The following is a 16826-nucleotide window of genomic DNA, read 5'->3' on the forward strand; positions in this document are numbered from 1 at the left end:
GGTCGTCCGCGCACGGCCCGACAGGCCATTCGAGGAGATCGTCGAACTCTTGGCGGACAACCACGTGACCGCCGTCCCCGTGGTGGACGGGATGGACCGCCCCGTGGGGGGTGGTGTCCCGGGCCGACCTGTTGCGCAAGGCCACCGACCGGGCCGACGCGTCCGGCCTGAGCCCGCTTCCGGATCCGCAGACGTGGGGCGGGCAAAGCCGAAGGGGTACGGGCCGAAGAACTGATGTTCACCTACGACCCCGTCCGTGGCAGGACGACCACCGGGCAACATGCGTGGTGAAGCACTCCGTAGCCGACCGAGCCGAGCAGCATGCCCCGGAATCCGCCGACCCCGCGTGTGCCGACCACCAGGCACAGCGCGTGTTCCGACGCCCGCACCAGAACGTGCACCGGGTGTCCCAGCGCGACCTCGCGCTGCATCTTCACACCCGGGTATTTCTCGTGGTAGCCGGTGAGCGCGCCCTTCAGCCGACGTCGCCCCTCCTTGATCTCGTCGGCGTCCGCCACCGAGGCCGCCACCGACCCGGGGCGCGGGTCACGGACATGAACCGCGAGCACTTCGGCGCCCCGCAGCGACGCTTCCTCGAACGCGAACGCCACGGCGCGTTCCGACACCACGGATCCATCCACTCCGACCACGATCATCGGCGCGGCACCCGAGAGACGCTCCGCGTTGCGAACCACCACGACGGGACACGGGGCGTGCGCCACGACCGGTACCGCGATGCCACCGGTGGTCATCAACTCCCGTGCCGAGGACAGTCCGCGTGAGCCCAGGACCACCATGCTCGCGGTACGTGCCTCGGCACGCAGGACGTCGGCCGGATCGCCGTCGATCAGGGCTTCCTCAACGTGCAGTGCCGGATGCGCAGCGACGGCCTGCGCGCGGGTTTCGGCGAGCGTACGCCGCCCCGGATCCTCGAACATTCGGCGCCACGTCTCCGTCGGCCTCCGCTCGGCCGGATCCCGATCCGCGTCCGCGGGCCAGTCGAGCGCAGATACCAAACGAAGTGGCAGTCGCCGTCGATCGGCCTCGTCCGCCGCCCACGCGACGGCAGCGCGTGCGGAGGTGGTCGCTTCGACGCCGACGACGATCGGCGCCCGTCCGTCTGAGGTGGACATGTCCTGCTCCCTTCGCCGGGGCCGACCAGGGCAGCCCTGGTTTCGACCATGCTCCGTCCGTCCCGGATCGAACAGGGCCGTTCGCCCCATCGGACCCTCGCCCCCAGACCCCTCGGACCGGGACGAAGACGCCGCTCGGCCTACCGTGCGGCGACCCGCGGTGGGACCTTCGGCCCTGCGAGGCGCGCCACTCGGCCCTGTAGTCCGTGATTCGCGCGCGCGACGGTGAAAAGAAGGTGCTCGGCGGACGGCCGGGCCCCGCCCCTCACCGCTTGGACGATGACATGAGCGTCGACACGTCACCGACTGGACGCCGCACGGGACGCTCATGGGTCGTGACCCACCCCGGGCCCATCGACACCCGCCCCCTCGCGGTCGTCGAACGCGAACCGGCGCAACCGGGCCCGGGCGAAATCTTGGTACGAGTGGAGGCCTGCGGCGTCTGTCGTACAGATCTGCACCTCGCGGAGGGCGACCTGGCGCCACACAGAGCGAACACGGTTCCCGGTCACGAAGTGGTCGGCGAGGTCGAGTTCGTCGGCGCGGGCTCGACGCGCTTCGTACCCGGCGATCGGGTGGGCATCGCGTGGCTGCGCCACACCTGTGGCCGATGTCGATACTGCCGGGCCGGCGCGGAGAATCTGTGCCCTGACTCCACATACACCGGTTGGGACGCGGACGGCGGCTTCGCCGACCGAGCCCTGGTACCCGAGGACTACGCCTATGCCCTGCCGGTCGGCCGCGACGCCGAGCACCTGGCGCCGCTGCTGTGCGCGGGCATCATCGGCTACCGCGCCCTGCTGCGCGCCGATCTGCCACCCGGGGGCAGGCTGGGCATCTACGGCTTCGGCGCGTCCGCCCACCTCGCCGCCCAAGTGGCGCTTGCGCGCGGTGCGTCCGTCCACGTCATGACCCGGTCCGAACAGGCACGCCGCCTGGCCCTGGAACTCGGTGCCGCTTCTGCAGGAGACACCTACGCGCCACCACCCGAACCACTGGACGCCGCCATCGTGTTCGCACCGGTAGGCGAGGTCGTACCGGCCGCCTTGGCCGCGCTCGATCGGTCCGGCACCGTGGCGGTCGCCGGCATCCACCTGTCCGACATTCCACCGCTTAACTACCAACGACACCTGTTCCACGAACGCAACCTGCGCAGCGTCACCGCGAACACTCGGCGCGACGGCGTCGAGTTCCTTCGCCTGGCGACGGAGATCGACCTCCAGGTGACGACGACGCGCTACCCGATGAGCCGGGCCGACCAGGCGCTGGCGGATCTCGCGGCCGATCGCGTCCGCGGCGCGGCGGTCCTGATCGCGGATTGACCGGGCGTGGGAAGAAACGTTCCTGTACCCGTCGCTCCCCGGTGCCTTCAGGGACCGGGCATCCATCCTTGAAGTCGACCGAACAGGGCCGAACGTGGCAAAAATGCGGCGGACGCCATGACCGCCCCACGAGGGCGATGCCCCGCGTCCCCGGCGCGTGTGCCCGGCCCCTGCTTCGGAGTCCGGCGACGCAGGGGCCGGGCATTGCCAGACAGGCCCTTGGGCCGTGCTTCGCTCAGTCGTCGGCGTCGAGCACCCAACGTAGTTCGAGTTCGAGCCATTGGCTTTCCGTCCGCCACGTGTCCAGAGCGGTCACCAGCCGGCGACTCAAGGCGCCGACTGTCAGGGTGCGCCAGGAACAGCACCCGAGGAACTCGAGGAGCACTTCGATTCGCTCGTCGTGCCGCGTTACGGGGACCGTCTCGGTGGCTACGTGACCGTCGACGGCCGCGAGTGCGCGACGGCTCACCATCTCGGGGGTAAGCCTGCGCCACCTGTAGGGACCGAGAGTCTGTATGACCGCGCGCACCCGCACGTCGTCCAGGGAAGCTTGCCGCACCTTACGAAGCTCTCCCTGTGTGGACACCCGAAAAAACGAGCCCGGCAACCGCCGCGTCGACGATCCGCTCGATGCGACCCCGGGCACGATTTTTGCATCATATGTCCGATTCGACAGGGCTGCCATGACCCGGATCACAGCGGCGCCGCTCGGCCGCCGCCGGGGTGGCGCTGTCCGGACCGTGGTCGTGAGCGCGGCGTGTTTCCACCTTCCGCGTGCAGTCTGACCGAACGCAGGACATGCCGTTGCATGAGCTTGACGAGGGGGTTGCTCGCCCACAGCAGCGGGACGGCGGGCGTGGCGGCTTGGGCGACGAGGGTCCAGGCGAGACGAGAGCCGCCCGGAGTGGGTTCGACGACCCAGTCCTCCGCCACGCGGCGAAGGCCGGGGAGGGAGGCCGCCACGGCGCTGAAGGTGTAGCGCTTGTTCTCCTCCCACCGGAAGAACCGCTCGCGCACGGTGAGCAGCCGCAGCAGCGTGACCTCTCGGGTCGCGCCCGGGCCGGACGGTGGGTCGGGGTGCCAGGCGAGAGCGGTGAACACCAGAGTCCATTCGACCAGCGCATCGCCCGTGATGATCTCCCAGATGCGTGCGGGCGGCGCAGCGACGTCAACGGAGTCTACGCACCGGAATGGCGCGGAGTTCAGAAAAACGTCTCCGCTTTCGGCGAGAGGATGCCAGTGTCCGAACATGAAAGGCGACCTCCGCGCGCCGGGTGGCTGTAAATCGCCGCATTCCCGAGAACGAGGCGAAGTCATTTGGAATCGAGCGGAAGGAAGCGCCACCCGGGCGACCGCAATTGTTCGGTGGGCGCAACGCCCGGCACTGCGATACCAATCCGGTCAGGGGCCCCGCCGCGGGCACGTACTCGTCGTCCACGATGAGTCGCGCTACGCAACTGCCCAGGTGAACTGCCAGGGTCCAGCCCCTCGTCCGGCCGCCTCCCGACAGCGACACGGTGCAGCGACAGCGGCACGCTGAACGCTGAACGCACTGGGAATTACCCGGAACAACGTGCCGGAAACACGCTTGATACGCAAGTGGCATTCACCTTCGGCCGCGCCTAGGATGAATCTCGTGCGATGCGCACAAGGATGGTGCCCGAAATCCCCTCAACGGTGGGTCTCGTACCGGAAGATGCTGTGCGTCATCTCGCGACTCCCTGCCACTCGAGTGAAGCGCGGGGCCTCATTCCACCACGCGCATTTCCGTGGGCGTTTCATGGTCTCCGCGATATCCGGAGCCGGTTCGGCAATGCCCTGGAACGTGTGCCGGGCAGCGACGTACACGCATGGGATCGATCAGAAGGAGGACGGGTGCGATGCCTGTTGACGAGTACAAGCCGGGCAGTACGTTTCCCGGAGTGATCGGGCGGACGACCGACGAGTCCAGCCCGGCCTGGCCGGAGCCGATGCGCGCCGTACCGGGTGCGCCGAACGTGTTGTTCATCGTCCTGGACGACACCGGGTACGGGCAGTTCGGCTGCTACGGCAGCCCGATACGGACCCCGAACCTGGACAGGCTCGCCAGAGGCGGCCTGCTGTACAACAACATGCACACCACGGCCCTGTGTTCGCCGTCCCGGTCGTGCATCATGACCGGCCGCAATCACCATGCCAACGGCTTGGCGGCGGTCACGGAGATGGCCACCGGTTTTCCCGGCTACAACGGCAACATCCCCTTCGAGAACGGCTTCCTGTCGGAGATGCTGCTGCAACACGGATACAACACGTACATGCTCGGCAAGTGGCACCTGATGCCCTCGGAGCAGGAGTCGCCCGCGGGACCGTACGACCGCTGGCCGTTGGGGCGCGGCTTCGAGCGGTTCTACGGATTCCTCGGCGGCGACACCAACCAGTGGTATCCGGATCTGGTCCACGACAACCACCGGATCGACCCCCCGGCTTCACCGGAACAGGGCTACCACTTGACCGTGGACATGGCGGACAAGGCGATGGCGTTCATCGCCGACTCCAAGCAGGTCGCCCCCGACAAGCCGTTCTTCATGAACTTCTCCACCGGCGCCACCCACGCCCCGCACCACGTGCCGAAGGAATGGGCCGACCGCTACCGCGGGCAGTTCGACGACGGCTGGGACGCGTACCGGGAGAAGACCTTCGCCAACCAACTGCGCCTCGGTGTGGCGCCACCCGACGCCGAGCTTTCCCGGCACGACCCGGACGTGCCGCAATGGGACTCCCTCACACCCGAAAGCCGGCGCCTGGCAGCACGCATGATGGAGGTCTACGCGGGCTTTCTCTCCCACACCGACCACCAGATCGGCCGCCTGATCGACTTCCTCGCCGAGACCGGTGAACTCGACAACACACTGATCATGGTCGTCTCCGACAACGGCGCCAGTGCGGAGGGCGGCGTCGCCGGCACCGCCAACGAGGCGCAGTTCTTCAACAACGCGCCCGAGCCGATCGAGGACAGCCTCGACGCGATCGACGACCTCGGCGGCCCCACGACGTTCAACCACTACCCGTGGGGCTGGACCTGGGCGGGCAACACTCCCTTCCGGCGCTGGAAGAGAGAGACCTACCGAGGCGGCGCGAGCGACCCGTTCCTGGTCCACTGGCCGCACGGAATCAAGGCACGGGGCGAGGTGCGCACCCAGTACGCCCACCTCATCGACATGCTCCCGACCGTGCTCGACGTCCTCGGGATCGAGCCGCCCGAGACCATCAAGGGCGTCACCCAATCACCACTGCACGGCGTCGGCTTCGCGCACACCTTCGACGACGCGTCCGCGGCCGGTCGCCACCGGACCCAGTACTTCGAGATGCTGGGCCACCGCGCCATCGACCACGACGGATGGCGCGCGGTGTGCCCGTGGCCCGGTCCCTCGTTCACGGAGTCGGAACAGCCGTTCGGCACCCCCATCACCTCCGAGACGCTCTCCGCGCTGGACGCCCACAACTGGGAGCTCTACCACGTCGAAAAGGATTTCGCCGAGACCCGCGACATCGCCGCCGACCACCGCGACAAGCTGGTCGAGATGATCGCCCTGTGGTACGTGGAGGCGGGGAAGTACGGCGTGCTGCCCATCGACAGCAGCACCCTCGCGCGCATGATGGTCGAACGCCCCCAGATCACCAGAGCCCGCGACTCCTTCACCTTCCGGCCCGGCACCCAGACCCTGCCGGCATCCGTCTCCCCCCGCGTGCTCAACCGCCCCCACAGCATCACCGCCGACGTGGAGATCCCCGCCGACGGCGCCGAAGGCGTACTGATGAGCCAGGGCACCAGCGCCGGCGGCTGGGCCCTCTACCTCAAGGACGGCAGGCTGCACTACACGCACAACTACGTGCGGCGCACGTGGGACACCGTCACCTCCGAGGACCCGGTACCCGAAGGCCACCACGAACTGCGGTTCGAATTCGAGCCGACCGGCAAGCCCGACCTGGCCGCCGGCAAGGGCACGCCGTGCCGCGCCCAGCTCTACATCGACCGCCGACTCGTCGGCGCCAAGGACTTCCCGGTCACCACACCGATCATGTTCAACCCCGGCGGCCTCACCTGCGGAGCCAACCCCGGACCGCCGGTGACCCCCGAATACACCTCACCGTTCCGCTTCACCGGCACGCTGCACACCGTGACCATCGACGTGTCCGGCGAGCTCATCACCGACGCGGAGAGCGAGATGCGCATGCACCTGGCCCGCCAGTAGACCGGTCGATCCGGTCCCCGCGCCGCCGATAGGTCGACATCGACCAACCGGCGGCGCGGTCGGGTCTGTTCGACCTCGACCCGGTGCGGTGCTTGCCCGCGTTGTGGGGGATTGTGCCCGTGCCGTCGGGCCCGTTGTTCGTTGGCCGGGCGGCTCTGTCGAGTCGAGACACCCTCGGGGCGGTTGCGAGTCCGGTCACGGCTGGACCGGCACGACCAGGATCGGCACGGGTGAGTGGTGCAGCACCGCGTGCGTGGTGGGGCCGAGCCGGGCACCGATCGGATAGGCGCGTCGGTGTGCGGCGAGCACCACCAGTGCCGAGGTTTCGGCCGCTTGGACGAGTGCCGCCGCCCGACCGGCCCGGACGACGACCTCCTCGACGGCCACATCGGGATGACGCTCCCGGACGGGCGACATCGCGTTGGCCAGAACGTGCCGCGCGAACTCCTGCGCCCGATGGTGCGGCGATTCCGGGTCGTGGCGCGACAACAGGCTGGAGGGGATGTCCGGGAAGGCCCAGGCGTGCAGCGCCACCAGCGAGGTGTGGCGACGCCGAGCCTCCTCGAACGCGGCTTCGATCGCGGGCCTGCTGTCCTCACCGGACACCCCCACCAGTACGGGACGCGAGGGCACGCTCGGCTTCGACACGACCAGGACCGGGCACTGGGACCTGGCGGAGACTCCCAGGCTGACCGAGCCGAGCAGAAGTCCGGCGAAACCGCCCAGACCGCGACTGCCCAGGACGAGCAGGCGGGCGTGTTTGCTCGCCTCGATGAGGGCCACCACAGGGGTGTCGTCCAAGAGGGTCGCGCGCACCGAAATCCTCGGCTGCCGGATCCGCGCCCTGTCCGCCGCGTCGTGGACGAGACGTTCGGCGTGATCGCGCAACGCCCGCCCGTACCAATCGCGTCCCTCGTGAGAGAACCACTCCCACACGTGCACGACCTCCAACTCGGCGCCGAGCAGCGCCGCCTCGTCGGCGGCCTCCTCGACCGCGAGCACGGCCTCGGCCGATCCGTCGATGCCCACGATCACGAGCGGGGTTTCGTTCATGTCACAACTCCATTCGGTGGTGGACCCGAACTCGGACACGCAGGTCGGGTCGGGTTGCGTCGAACAGCCGCCGCGCGGTGCGAACGGGCCTCGCCCGGGGCGTGGGTGTTCGCCGCAGCCGCGATCGATCTCCTCGTGCTCGGGTTCGACACGGACGTGGCCGTGCCGTCGTGCGTTCGGATCAGCCTGCTCGAACCGCGGGCGGTCGGACAGGGCCGTTCGACCCCCGCTTGGCCCCGGGACTCGTGAGAGAGGCGAACGGCCTTGTGCACGGTGCGAACAGGCACTGCCGGTGCGGCCGTACCGGGACGAGCCTGGGGTCGAGCTCTCCTTCGATTCGTGAGGGAAGCCGCGACGGTGCCGGTCGTCGGTGCCCGCCATGTGTGCGGCACCGCGCCGGAGCCGATCGAAACTGCGAGAGGATCCGCAATGGACGCCGTGACCCGGGTACGGATGCGTGCCGGCAACAAGGTCGTCGCCATCGAGGACATCTACGGTTTCATGAGGCAGACGATCCCCGAGGGAACCAAAGGTGTGGTCGTCCGCTGCCTGAACCCCGGGCGGTTGGAGGTCAGGTTCACGCTGCACGGTCTGCTCGGTGATCGGCGAGCCCTGACCGTGCGAGTCGCCCCTTCGGAGTTGGCCAAGCTCTGACAAGGCAAAGCGCAGGTCCGAACGCGCGTCGCCGCTCTGCGGCCTCCACGGCCTCGCCTCGTGGCGGCCTCGGCGCTCGGCGGTAAACGGGCGACTTTCCCGCCTCATCGACTCGCCCGCCCACGCCCGCGACTGGTTCGACGCACTCGTGGCCTACTTCAACCACGAGCACCGACCCTCCGAAATCGGCCACCACACGCGCGCGCCGTGCACTTCGGCGCCGCCGGCCAGGTCCGCGACCAACGTGCGGTCACCCTCGCCCGGGCATGAGCCGCCCATCCCGAACGCTTCGGGCGACGCCCCACACCACCCGAGATCCCCACCACCGCGTGCATCGACCGTCCGGCCAAACGCAGGAGACCCGAACCGCGATGGATGGCATGCTCACCGCCCAGGGGAGCGCACGCACATGCGTGGAAGCTGCCTCTAATCCGGCTCCATGTGGGAACGGCGGAAGGTCGAGGCTCGGTCGCCGGGGCTGTGTGGGCGTACGGCCGCCAGAGCCTGGGCGACTGCGGTTTCCAAGCGCCCGCCGGTGTTGATCCCCACGGCCTCTGTCCACGGCGGCTCGATGGCCGCCATGGCGGCGGCCACGTCGAGGTCTGCGTCGGACGCCCCGGCCGAGCGGGCGGTCAGGCGGGCCGCCGACACCTCGTTCGGAGCCTGGCAGTGCAGAGCCACCAGGTCGGCGTGGGCGCGTTCCGCCATGTCCACGGCGGCTTCGCGTTGTCGTGCGTCGGACCAGGTGGCATCCAGGACCACGGACTCGCCGCGGGACAGCAGGGCGGATGCGCGGCTGAGCAGGGCCGCGTAGGTCGTGGCGGTCCGCTCGGGCGTGTACAGGCCTTCGCCATAGCGGGCGGCCGCGGCCTCCTCCGGTGGAATGCCCGCGAGTTCTTTGCGGAGGCGGTCGCTGCTGAGCAGTGTGACGCCCAGGCGATCGGCCAGTGCGCCGGACAGCGTGGACTTCCCGCTGCCGGGAAGTCCGCCGACGAGAGTCAGGCCGACAACGGAGGCGCGCAGGTGGCGCAGTGTCGTCGAGACCAGTCGTTGTGACGCGGCAGCCGCACCCGGCGCGCCTTGTCGTGCCTGGATCAGGGAGACCTTGGCGCGGACGAACGCTCGGTAGGCGACATAGTGGTGCCACAGGGACGGTGGTGCGGTGTCACCGGAGTACTCGCTGTACCGGGTGAGGAAGAACGCCGCGGCATCCGGAGCACCCAGCTGTTCCAGGTCCATGGCGAGGAAGGCGGCGTCGTCGAGACCGTCGACGTAGCGAAGGCGGTCGTCGAACTCCAGACAGTCCAGGACGCGGGGGCCGTCGTCGAGGCAGAAGATGTCCTCGGCGAGCAGGTCGCCGTGACCGTCGACCACCCGCCCCTGCCGGATGCGCGCGTCGAACAAGGGTTTGCGGCCGGCGAGGTAGCGGTGCACCAACCGCTCGACCTCCTCCACACCGTCGGGCACAGGACCGTCGGCGGCCAGCGCGCGGACCTGCGCAAAGCTGTCCGCCCAGCGCGACGACAGGGACCCTCGCGTGCCCTGTTCGTCGATCTCCGGGCCGTGTGCCGCTTCCGCGTGACGGGCGGCGAGCAGTCGGGCGACGGCGCGCAGGACGTCGTCGACGTCGACTCCCTCACCCACGAGCCGGGACAGGCGGCGTTCCGCCGGCATACGACGCATCACCACGAGGGGTTCGGGCATCTCCGCGTCCGGGCTGTGAAACTCTCCCACGCCCAGGTAGACGTCCGGGGCGAAGCGACGGTTGAGAGCGACTTCCTGTTCACACGCATCCCGCCGTGCCGTCCGGGTGGTGTAGTCCACGAAACCCAGATCGACCCTTTTCTTGAGCTTGTAGGCGCGATCGCCTACGAAGAACAGCACCGCGGTATGGGTTTCCCGCACGTCGGCGCGCGGGAGCGGCGAAGCATCGAGATCGGTGCCGGCCCGGACGGCGGACGCCTCGGCCCGATGACTGGACACCACCGGCCCGCTGCGGTGGTCGGGCTCAGTCATGAGGGAGGACGGTGACGGCGCGGTGCGCGTGACGCACGGTGGCCGTGGGACCGGGGTGTGACGGCAAGCCGGGAAGGTGTCGGGTTTGCTCCGGCATTGGCCCCGCGTGGGGCGGTTGCGCAGTGAGTCCGCGTCGCTCGACGTCGTCCGCGGGCGCGCAGACAGCGGAGAGGCTCCCGGCTGAGCCGTCGAGATCTCCGGTGGTGGCTCGTGCCATGGCGACTGTCTCCGCTTCTTGGGACTTGAAAGTCGTGGTGGGATCGACTCTCATCCGAGGATTACGCGGATCCTCCCGCGGCGCACCCCGACCTGGGCACGGCGGGACCGCGATGCGTGCCCATCCGTACGCCCTCGGCGGGGTTGGGGCCGGGCGCGTGGGCGGGGAAGCGGAACACGGTCGGCCGGTCCCGGTGCGTTCGCCCCGGGGGTCCACCGATCGGTGGATGGGGTGGGTCCCCCGGTGGAGGGGGTGGGTCCACCGCGGGGAGTTCGGGGTGGGGCTCGTCGGTGGATTCGGGGGTGGTGGGGTGCGTCGCATGCTCTTCAGGGGGCGGCGCGGGGTCGGCCCGGGATGTGAGGAGGGGCCGCCATGGTGGATGTCGAAGCGGTGCGGGTCGAGGGGTTGAGCAAGGGATACCCCGGCAAGCCCGTGTTGCGGGATGTGTCGTTCACGGTCGGCGTCGGTGAGATCTTCGGCCTGGTCGGGCCCAACGGGGCCGGGAAGACCACCACCGTCGAGTGCGTGACCGGGCTGCGTCGGCCCGATGCCGGGGCGGTGCGTGTGCTCGGGCTCGACCCGCTGACGCAGCGCGACGAGGTGCGGCACGTGCTCGGCGTGCAGCTGCAACAGAGCGCGCTGCCGGACAAGTTGCGGGTGGCCGAGGCGATCGAGCTGTACGCCGCGTGCCACCGCGCGCCGATCGACCCGGGTCCGCTGCTCACCCGGCTCGGCCTCGACGCGCACCTGCGCACCCCGTACGCGAAGCTCTCCGGCGGGCTCCAGCAGCGGCTGTCCATCGCCCTTGCGCTGCTCGGCGCGCCGCGCGTGGTGATTCTGGACGAACTCACCACCGGACTCGACCCGCAGGCTCGGCGCGACACCTGGTCGCTGGTGGAGGAGATCCGCGACGCGGGGGTCACCGTGCTCCTGGTGACCCACTTCATGGAGGAGGCCGAACGGCTCTGCGACCGCGTCGCGGTGCTCGACGGCGGTCGGATCGTGGCCCTGGATACCCCGGAGGCACTGGTCGACCGGGTCGGCCGGCACCAGTTCGTACGCTTTCGCCCCCGTACCCCGCTCAGCCCGGCGCTGCGGGCCGATTTGGCCGGGCTCACCGAGGTCCGGGAGCTGACGGAGATCGACGGTCAGGTCCTGATCGTCGGCGACCCGAACGTGCTTGCCGCGGTGACCACCGTGCTCGCGCGGGCAGGCGTGATCGCCGAGAACCTGCGTGTGGACAGCCCCGACCTGGACGACGCGTACCTCGCGCTGACCGATTCCGGCACCGGGAACCGACCGACCCGCGCGCCGGATTGCCGTCCCACCGCACCACCCGAGCATCCACCCACATTCGGCACCCGGAACTGACCGACCCGCAGCCCGGATTGCCGTCCCAGCCCAGCACCCGAACATCCACCCACCCGGGAGCCCGCATGTCCGCCTCCACCCCCACCACCCGCGCCCCGATCGCCCCGATCGCCCTGACCCCTCGACGTCGACCCGGCCGACGCTTGTTGTCCCAGGTCACTCGCACCGAGCTGCGCCTGTTCGCCCGCGAACCGGTCGGGCTGCTGTGGGGGCTCGGCTTCCCCGTCCTGATGCTGGTGGTGCTCGGCTCGATCCCCGGCACCGATGAGCGCACCGACAAGTTCGACGGACAGACCACGGTCGAGACGTACGTCCCGATCCTGGTCGCCTTCACGTTCGCGATGCTCGCGCTCAACGCGATGCCGCCGACCCTGGCCGGCTATCGGGAGAAGGGGGTGCTGCGCCGCCTGTCCACGACGCCGCTGCCGCCGAGCCGCGTCCTGGCCGCGCAGATCCTGATCCACGGCGCGATCGCGGCCCTCGCCACCGTGCTGATCGAACTGATCGGCCGCTTCGCCTTCGACGTACACCTCCCGCGAGCACCGCTGGCGTTCGTGGTCACCGTGGTCCTCACCGCCCTCGCGCTGTTCGCGATCGGCCTGTTCGTCTCCGCCGTCGCCGCGAACACCAAGGTTGCCAACGGCACGGGCGCCGGCCTGTTCTTCGTGTCGATGTTCTTCGCCGGCCTGTGGCTGCCGCGCGCCGAGATGCCGGACACGCTGCGCACGATCGGCGACTGCACGCCCCTGGGCGCGGGCGTCCAGGCCCTCGGCGACGCCACCTCCGGACGCTGGTCGCACGGGTCCGCGCTGCCGGTCCTGGCCGGCTACGCTCTGGTCTTCGGAATCGGCGCGGCACGCCGCTTCCGCTGGGAGTGACCCCGGACCGGGCGGGCCGACCGGGTCCGGTGAGAGGATCCCGGATGTGCCCACGCGGGACACATCGCCGACGGAGAGGGAGGGCCGCCGCGCCGATGACGACGACCGACTCGAGCAACGCGGGCACCCCGAGCGCCCCGACCACACCGCCCCCGTCCGACCTCGACCCCTCCTCGCTCGAAGGCCGCACCGAACGCGACGACGCGCGGATCGCCCGCTACCGCAAGTTCGCCCCGTTCTTCCTCCTCTTCGCCTCGACCGTGCTCGCGAGCCTGAGCGTCGCGAACGGCTACGGCGACGCCGGCGAATACCTCGCGGCACTCGCCCTGACCCTCGTGGCCGGCGCGTGGTCGTTGTGGATGGACACGCTGCGCCCGATCCGGAAGGAGCAAACGGGGCGCATCCACGTCTACTACTGGGTCCGATGGGCGCTGAGCGGGGTCCTGGTCGCGCTCAACCCCTGGTACGCGGTGTTCGCGTTCCTCGGCTACGTCGACGTCCGCCGCTTCGGCGTCGGCCGGCGCACCACGCTCGGCACCGTCGGAACGGTGGCCACCGCCGCGGTGATCACCGCGGCCCAGATGGGCGGCCGTACCCAGCTCACCGTCGCCAACGTCCCGCTCTACCTCTCGCTCACCGCCATCAACACGATCGTCGCCTCGGCGATCGTGTTGGTCGCGAACGCCGTACAGGTGCAGAACGACCAGCGCAAACAGGTCATCGACGCGCTCGCGGTCACCAACGCGCGGTTGGAGACGGCGCTCCGGGAGAACACCGGGCTGCACGCGCAACTGCTCAGCCAGGCACGGGAGGCGGGCGTCCTGGCCGAGCGGCAGCGGCTGGCCGGCGAGATCCACGACACCATCGCGCAGGGCCTGGCGGGCATCGTCACCCAACTGGGCGCGGCCCACGAGCAGGCCCGCCGACACGGCGGTGTACCCGTCGACTGGCAACGTCACCTCGATCAGGCCCGGGACCTGGCCCGGGACAGCCTGAGCGAGGCGCGCCGGTCGGTCGAGGCGCTGCGACCCGGGCTGCTCGCGGACCGGGTGCATCTGCCCGAGGCGATCGCCGAGTTGGTCGCGCGCTGGTCGGAGTCCACCGGTACGCCCGCCGCGGCCGGAACCGACGGCGTGGTGCGCACGCTGCCGGTGGATTGTGAGGTAGCCCTGTTCCGAGCCGCGCAGGAGGCGCTCGCCAACGTCGCGAAGCACGCGCACGCCACCCGCGCGGGGGTCTCGTTGACGTACCTGGACGACGTGGTCCTGCTCGACGTCCGCGACGACGGCGTCGGCCCGGCCGGGACCGACGACGTGCGCCCCGATGGGCACGGCGGGTACGGCCTGTACGCGATGCGCCACCGTCTGGCCCGGGTCGGCGGCACGGTCACCATCGAGGGCGCGCCCGGCGAGGGCACCACGGTGAACGTGTCCGTCCCGACCGGCCCGCCCACCGGACGCGGCGCACTCGCCCACGCCACGGACCCGGCCCCCGCCGAACCCGATTCGGCAACCCGGCTGCCCGTCGACGCTCCCTGCGGCGTACTCGCACAGGCCGCGGAGTCGGTCTGCGCCGAACCCGATTCGGCAACCCGGCTGCCCGTCGACGCTCCCTGCGGCGTACTCGCACAGGCCGCGGACTCGGTCTGCGCCGAGCCGGATCCGACGACCCGGCTGCCCGTCGACGCTCCCCGCACCACCCTTGAGGAGACCCGCGCATGACCCCCGCCGCCCACTCCGCTCCCGGCCCGGGTTCCGACCCGCGCCCTGTCCCGGGCGATATCGGCGGGGCCCCGATCCGGCTGCTCATCGTCGACGACCACCCGGTGGTTCGGGACGGCCTGCGCGGCATCTTCGCCGGCGACCCCGGCTTCGACGTGGTCGGCGAGGCGGGTGACGGCGCGGCGGCGGTCGACCGGGTCCGGGTGGGCGGAGTGGACGTGGTGCTGATGGACCTGCGGATGCCCCGGATGGGCGGCGTCGAAGCGATCCGGGCGCTGCGCGAGGTGGCGCCGAACGTCCGTGTGCTGGTGCTGACCACGTACGACACCGACCGCGACGTCCTGCCCGCCGTGGAGGCGGGCGCGACCGGTTACCTGCTCAAGGACGCGCCGCGCGACGACCTGGTGCGTGGCGTCCAAGCCGCGCACGCGGGACAGGCGGTGCTGTCCCCGTCGGTGGCCGGCCTGGTGATGAGCCGGGTCCGCGCACCGGAGCCGACCCCGGCGGTACTCAGTCCGCGCGAGTCGGAGGTGTTGCGTCTGGTCGCCGCCGGCGGCACCAACCGGGAGGCCGCGGCTGCCCTGTTCATCAGCGAGGCCACGGTCAAGACCCACCTGCTGCACCTGTACGGCAAGCTCGGCGTCCGCGACCGGGCGGCAGCGGTGGCCGAGGCGTACCGACGCGGGCTGCTCGTCTAGTCGCCCGCGCCCGGTCCGCCTCGCCGGCCGACGGCCCGGCTCGCTCGCGGACGTCGGTCGTGTCCGCCGGATCGCCGCGAGTGCGCGGGCCTGGCCGCGGCGAGGGTGTCGACCAGGCGCGAGACGGTCGGGTCGGAGGTCACCGGACCGAACACGGCGGGCTCGACGTCGCCTTGGAGAAGGTCCGCATACTGCGCGCACGCGGCCTCGACCCACGATCCGACCGCCTGGTCAAGGCCGCCGACCACGGATGCTTCGCCCACGAGTCACAACCCGGCTGCTCGACCTACCTGGCGGCACGCGAACTCGGCCGGGCGTACGCCGCGGCGACCACCCCGCACGACCCGGCCGACACCCGGCCACGACCGCCGACCCGGCCCGTCCTGCCGCGCGGATGCGTCATCGCCGCCGCGGTCCCCAACGCCCAGGTCCCCCAAGGGCTTTCTGCTCGCCTGCGCCGGCTACACCCCGGAGTGACACACGGCGGTCCTTCGCGCGATCAGGGCACAGTGTGGTTGACCGCTGCGGGCCCGAGCCCCTCGGTGGCCGCGGCGGGTTTCGCGCTCGCGTGGTCGACCCCCAGCCCGGGACGGGAGAGCGGCTTGCCTAGGATCGCAGGTCGACCACTGAACCGATCCGAAAGGACAGGGAGACCGGGTTGGAGCTCACCGGCACGTTGACGGAGGCCGACTGGGAGTCGCATCGTCCTGCGGTCTTCGGGGCGGCCTACCGGATCCTCGGTACGGTCGCCGAGGCCGAGGATGTGACGCAGGAGGTCTGGTTGCGCAGTGCCGCCGAGGATTTGTCCGAGGTGCGGAATCTGCGGGCCTGGCTGGTGACGATGGCCGCCCGAATGTCGTTCAACGTGCTGAAATCCGCGCGGGTCCGACGCGAGTGCTACATGGGTCCATGGTTGCCCGAGCCGGTGGTGACCGGGCCGGACGCGTCCGTCGGGGTGCTCGTGGACGAGTCGGTGGGCACCGCGATGCTGGTGGTGATGGAGACGCTTTCTCCCGCCGAACGCGTCGCACTCGTCCTGCATGACGTCTTCGACTTCCCGTTCGCCAGGATCGCCGAGGTGCTCGGCGGCACACCCGCCGCCGGTCGCAAGCTCGCCTCCCGTGCGCGGGCCCGGGTCGCCGAGGTCCGGGAGCGGCCCCGCGCGAGCAAGGCCGAGACCGAACGCGTCCTCAAAGCGTTCAAGGCCGCGGCCGACGCGGGGGATATCGCCGGACTCGTCGGGTTGTTGGATCCCGACGCCGTCTACATCGGCGACGGGGGAGGCAAGACGACCGCCGCGCGCAGGCCGGTTCACGGCGCCGAGACGATCGCGCTGCTCGCGGTCGGGCAGATCCGGATCAGGCGCCCGGACGCGTTCCGGATCATCGAGGTGAACGGGCACCCGGCCCTGGTCACCTACAGCGGCGGCGAACCGGTCTGGCTCGACACCGTGGAAGTCGCCAACGGACGGATCACGACGTTCAGAAGGCTCGCCAATCCCGAGAAGCTCGCCCGCGTCGGTCACATCTGA

Annotated in this window: 14 protein-coding genes; 8 read left to right on the forward strand and 6 right to left on the reverse strand. The window is 70.5% G+C overall.

Translation table 11 applies throughout. The features are described 5' to 3' along the window. Positions 1–242: 242 nt before the first annotated feature. Complete coding sequence (locus tag OG948_RS54035) at positions 243–1133, reverse strand: universal stress protein (RefSeq protein ID WP_331772435.1); 891 nt, start codon at positions 1131–1133, stop codon at positions 243–245. 284 nt (positions 1134–1417) lie between these two features. Between OG948_RS54035 and OG948_RS54040 the strand changes: the two genes are divergently transcribed. Continuing rightward, complete coding sequence (locus OG948_RS54040) at positions 1418–2455, forward strand: zinc-dependent alcohol dehydrogenase family protein (protein ID WP_331772436.1); 1038 nt, start codon at positions 1418–1420, stop codon at positions 2453–2455. A 235-nt stretch (positions 2456–2690) separates the two neighbouring features. Here the strand turns inward: OG948_RS54040 and OG948_RS54045 are convergent, their stop codons facing one another. After that, complete coding sequence (locus OG948_RS54045) at positions 2691–3014, reverse strand: hypothetical protein (RefSeq protein WP_331772437.1); 324 nt, start codon at positions 3012–3014, stop codon at positions 2691–2693. 134 nt (positions 3015–3148) lie between these two features. Next, on the reverse strand, positions 3149–3772 hold the full coding sequence (locus OG948_RS54050; RefSeq protein WP_331772438.1) for an SRPBCC family protein: 624 nt from the start codon (positions 3770–3772) through the stop codon (positions 3149–3151). 563 nt (positions 3773–4335) lie between these two features. Here OG948_RS54050 and OG948_RS54055 point away from each other — a divergent pair. After that, entirely contained in the window at positions 4336–6687 is a 2352-nt protein-coding gene (locus OG948_RS54055; RefSeq protein WP_331772439.1) for an arylsulfatase, read from the forward strand. Positions 6688–6882: 195 nt separating this feature from the next. Here OG948_RS54055 and OG948_RS54060 read toward each other — a convergent pair whose 3' ends face one another. Next, positions 6883–7740: a universal stress protein gene (locus OG948_RS54060; RefSeq protein ID WP_331772440.1), complete on the reverse strand. Its 858-nt coding sequence runs from the start codon at positions 7738–7740 to the stop codon at positions 6883–6885. A 429-nt stretch (positions 7741–8169) separates the two neighbouring features. On the opposite strand from OG948_RS54060, the gene OG948_RS54065 reads away from it, so the two are divergent. Beyond that, positions 8170–8394 (forward strand): hypothetical protein, encoded by a 225-nt coding sequence (locus OG948_RS54065; RefSeq protein WP_331772441.1) that lies wholly within the window; start codon positions 8170–8172, stop codon positions 8392–8394. 426 nt (positions 8395–8820) lie between these two features. Here the strand turns inward: OG948_RS54065 and OG948_RS54070 are convergent, their stop codons facing one another. Beyond that, positions 8821–10299, reverse strand: coding sequence for an AAA family ATPase (locus tag OG948_RS54070; protein WP_331773606.1), 1479 nt, complete (start codon positions 10297–10299; stop codon positions 8821–8823). 700 nt (positions 10300–10999) lie between these two features. On the opposite strand from OG948_RS54070, the gene OG948_RS54075 reads away from it, so the two are divergent. From OG948_RS54075 to OG948_RS54090, 4 genes are all read left to right on the forward strand, one after another. After that, positions 11000–11998 (forward strand): ABC transporter ATP-binding protein, encoded by a 999-nt coding sequence (locus OG948_RS54075; RefSeq protein WP_331772442.1) that lies wholly within the window; start codon positions 11000–11002, stop codon positions 11996–11998. A 65-nt stretch (positions 11999–12063) separates the two neighbouring features. Beyond that, a complete protein-coding gene (locus OG948_RS54080; RefSeq protein ID WP_331772443.1) occupies positions 12064–12876 on the forward strand; it encodes an ABC transporter permease in 813 nt (270 codons plus the stop codon). Positions 12877–12971: 95 nt separating this feature from the next. Then, positions 12972–14597, forward strand: a complete 1626-nt coding sequence (locus tag OG948_RS54085; RefSeq protein WP_331772444.1) for a sensor histidine kinase — start codon at positions 12972–12974, stop codon at positions 14595–14597. Continuing rightward, on the forward strand, positions 14594–15295 hold the full coding sequence (locus OG948_RS54090) for a response regulator (RefSeq protein ID WP_406300754.1): 702 nt from the start codon (positions 14594–14596) through the stop codon (positions 15293–15295). Before OG948_RS54085 ends, OG948_RS54090 begins: the two co-directional genes overlap by 4 nt. Here the strand turns inward: OG948_RS54090 and OG948_RS54095 are convergent. After that, positions 15292–15558, reverse strand: coding sequence for a hypothetical protein (locus OG948_RS54095; RefSeq protein ID WP_406300755.1), 267 nt, complete (start codon positions 15556–15558; stop codon positions 15292–15294). The two genes, OG948_RS54090 and OG948_RS54095, sit on opposite strands and share 4 nt — an antisense overlap. Before the next feature lie 395 nt (positions 15559–15953). Here OG948_RS54095 and sigJ point away from each other — a divergent pair, with 395 nt between their 5' ends. Beyond that, a complete protein-coding gene (gene sigJ / locus OG948_RS54100) occupies positions 15954–16826 on the forward strand; it encodes an RNA polymerase sigma factor SigJ (protein ID WP_331772445.1) in 873 nt (290 codons plus the stop codon).

The organism is Embleya sp. NBC_00888 (assembly GCF_045207655.1).
Lineage (GTDB): Bacteria > Actinomycetota > Actinomycetes > Streptomycetales > Streptomycetaceae > Embleya.

Excerpts from the sequence above, each read along its gene's own strand:
- OG948_RS54035 (WP_331772435.1), bottom strand. The coding sequence starts at position 1,133 with ATGTCCACCTCAGACGGACGGGCGCCGATCGTCGTCGGCGTCGAAGCG.
- OG948_RS54040 (WP_331772436.1), top strand. The coding sequence starts at position 1,418 with ATGAGCGTCGACACGTCACCGACTGGACGCCGCACGGGACGCTCATGG.
- OG948_RS54050 (WP_331772438.1), bottom strand. The coding sequence starts at position 3,772 with ATGACTTCGCCTCGTTCTCGGGAATGCGGCGATTTACAGCCACCCGGC.
- OG948_RS54055 (WP_331772439.1), top strand. The coding sequence starts at position 4,336 with ATGCCTGTTGACGAGTACAAGCCGGGCAGTACGTTTCCCGGAGTGATC.
- OG948_RS54060 (WP_331772440.1), bottom strand. The coding sequence starts at position 7,740 with ATGAACGAAACCCCGCTCGTGATCGTGGGCATCGACGGATCGGCCGAG.
- OG948_RS54065 (WP_331772441.1), top strand. The coding sequence starts at position 8,170 with ATGGACGCCGTGACCCGGGTACGGATGCGTGCCGGCAACAAGGTCGTC.
- OG948_RS54075 (WP_331772442.1), top strand. The coding sequence starts at position 11,000 with ATGGTGGATGTCGAAGCGGTGCGGGTCGAGGGGTTGAGCAAGGGATAC.
- OG948_RS54080 (WP_331772443.1), top strand. The coding sequence starts at position 12,064 with ATGTCCGCCTCCACCCCCACCACCCGCGCCCCGATCGCCCCGATCGCC.
- OG948_RS54085 (WP_331772444.1), top strand. The coding sequence starts at position 12,972 with ATGACGACGACCGACTCGAGCAACGCGGGCACCCCGAGCGCCCCGACC.
- OG948_RS54090 (WP_406300754.1), top strand. The coding sequence starts at position 14,594 with ATGACCCCCGCCGCCCACTCCGCTCCCGGCCCGGGTTCCGACCCGCGC.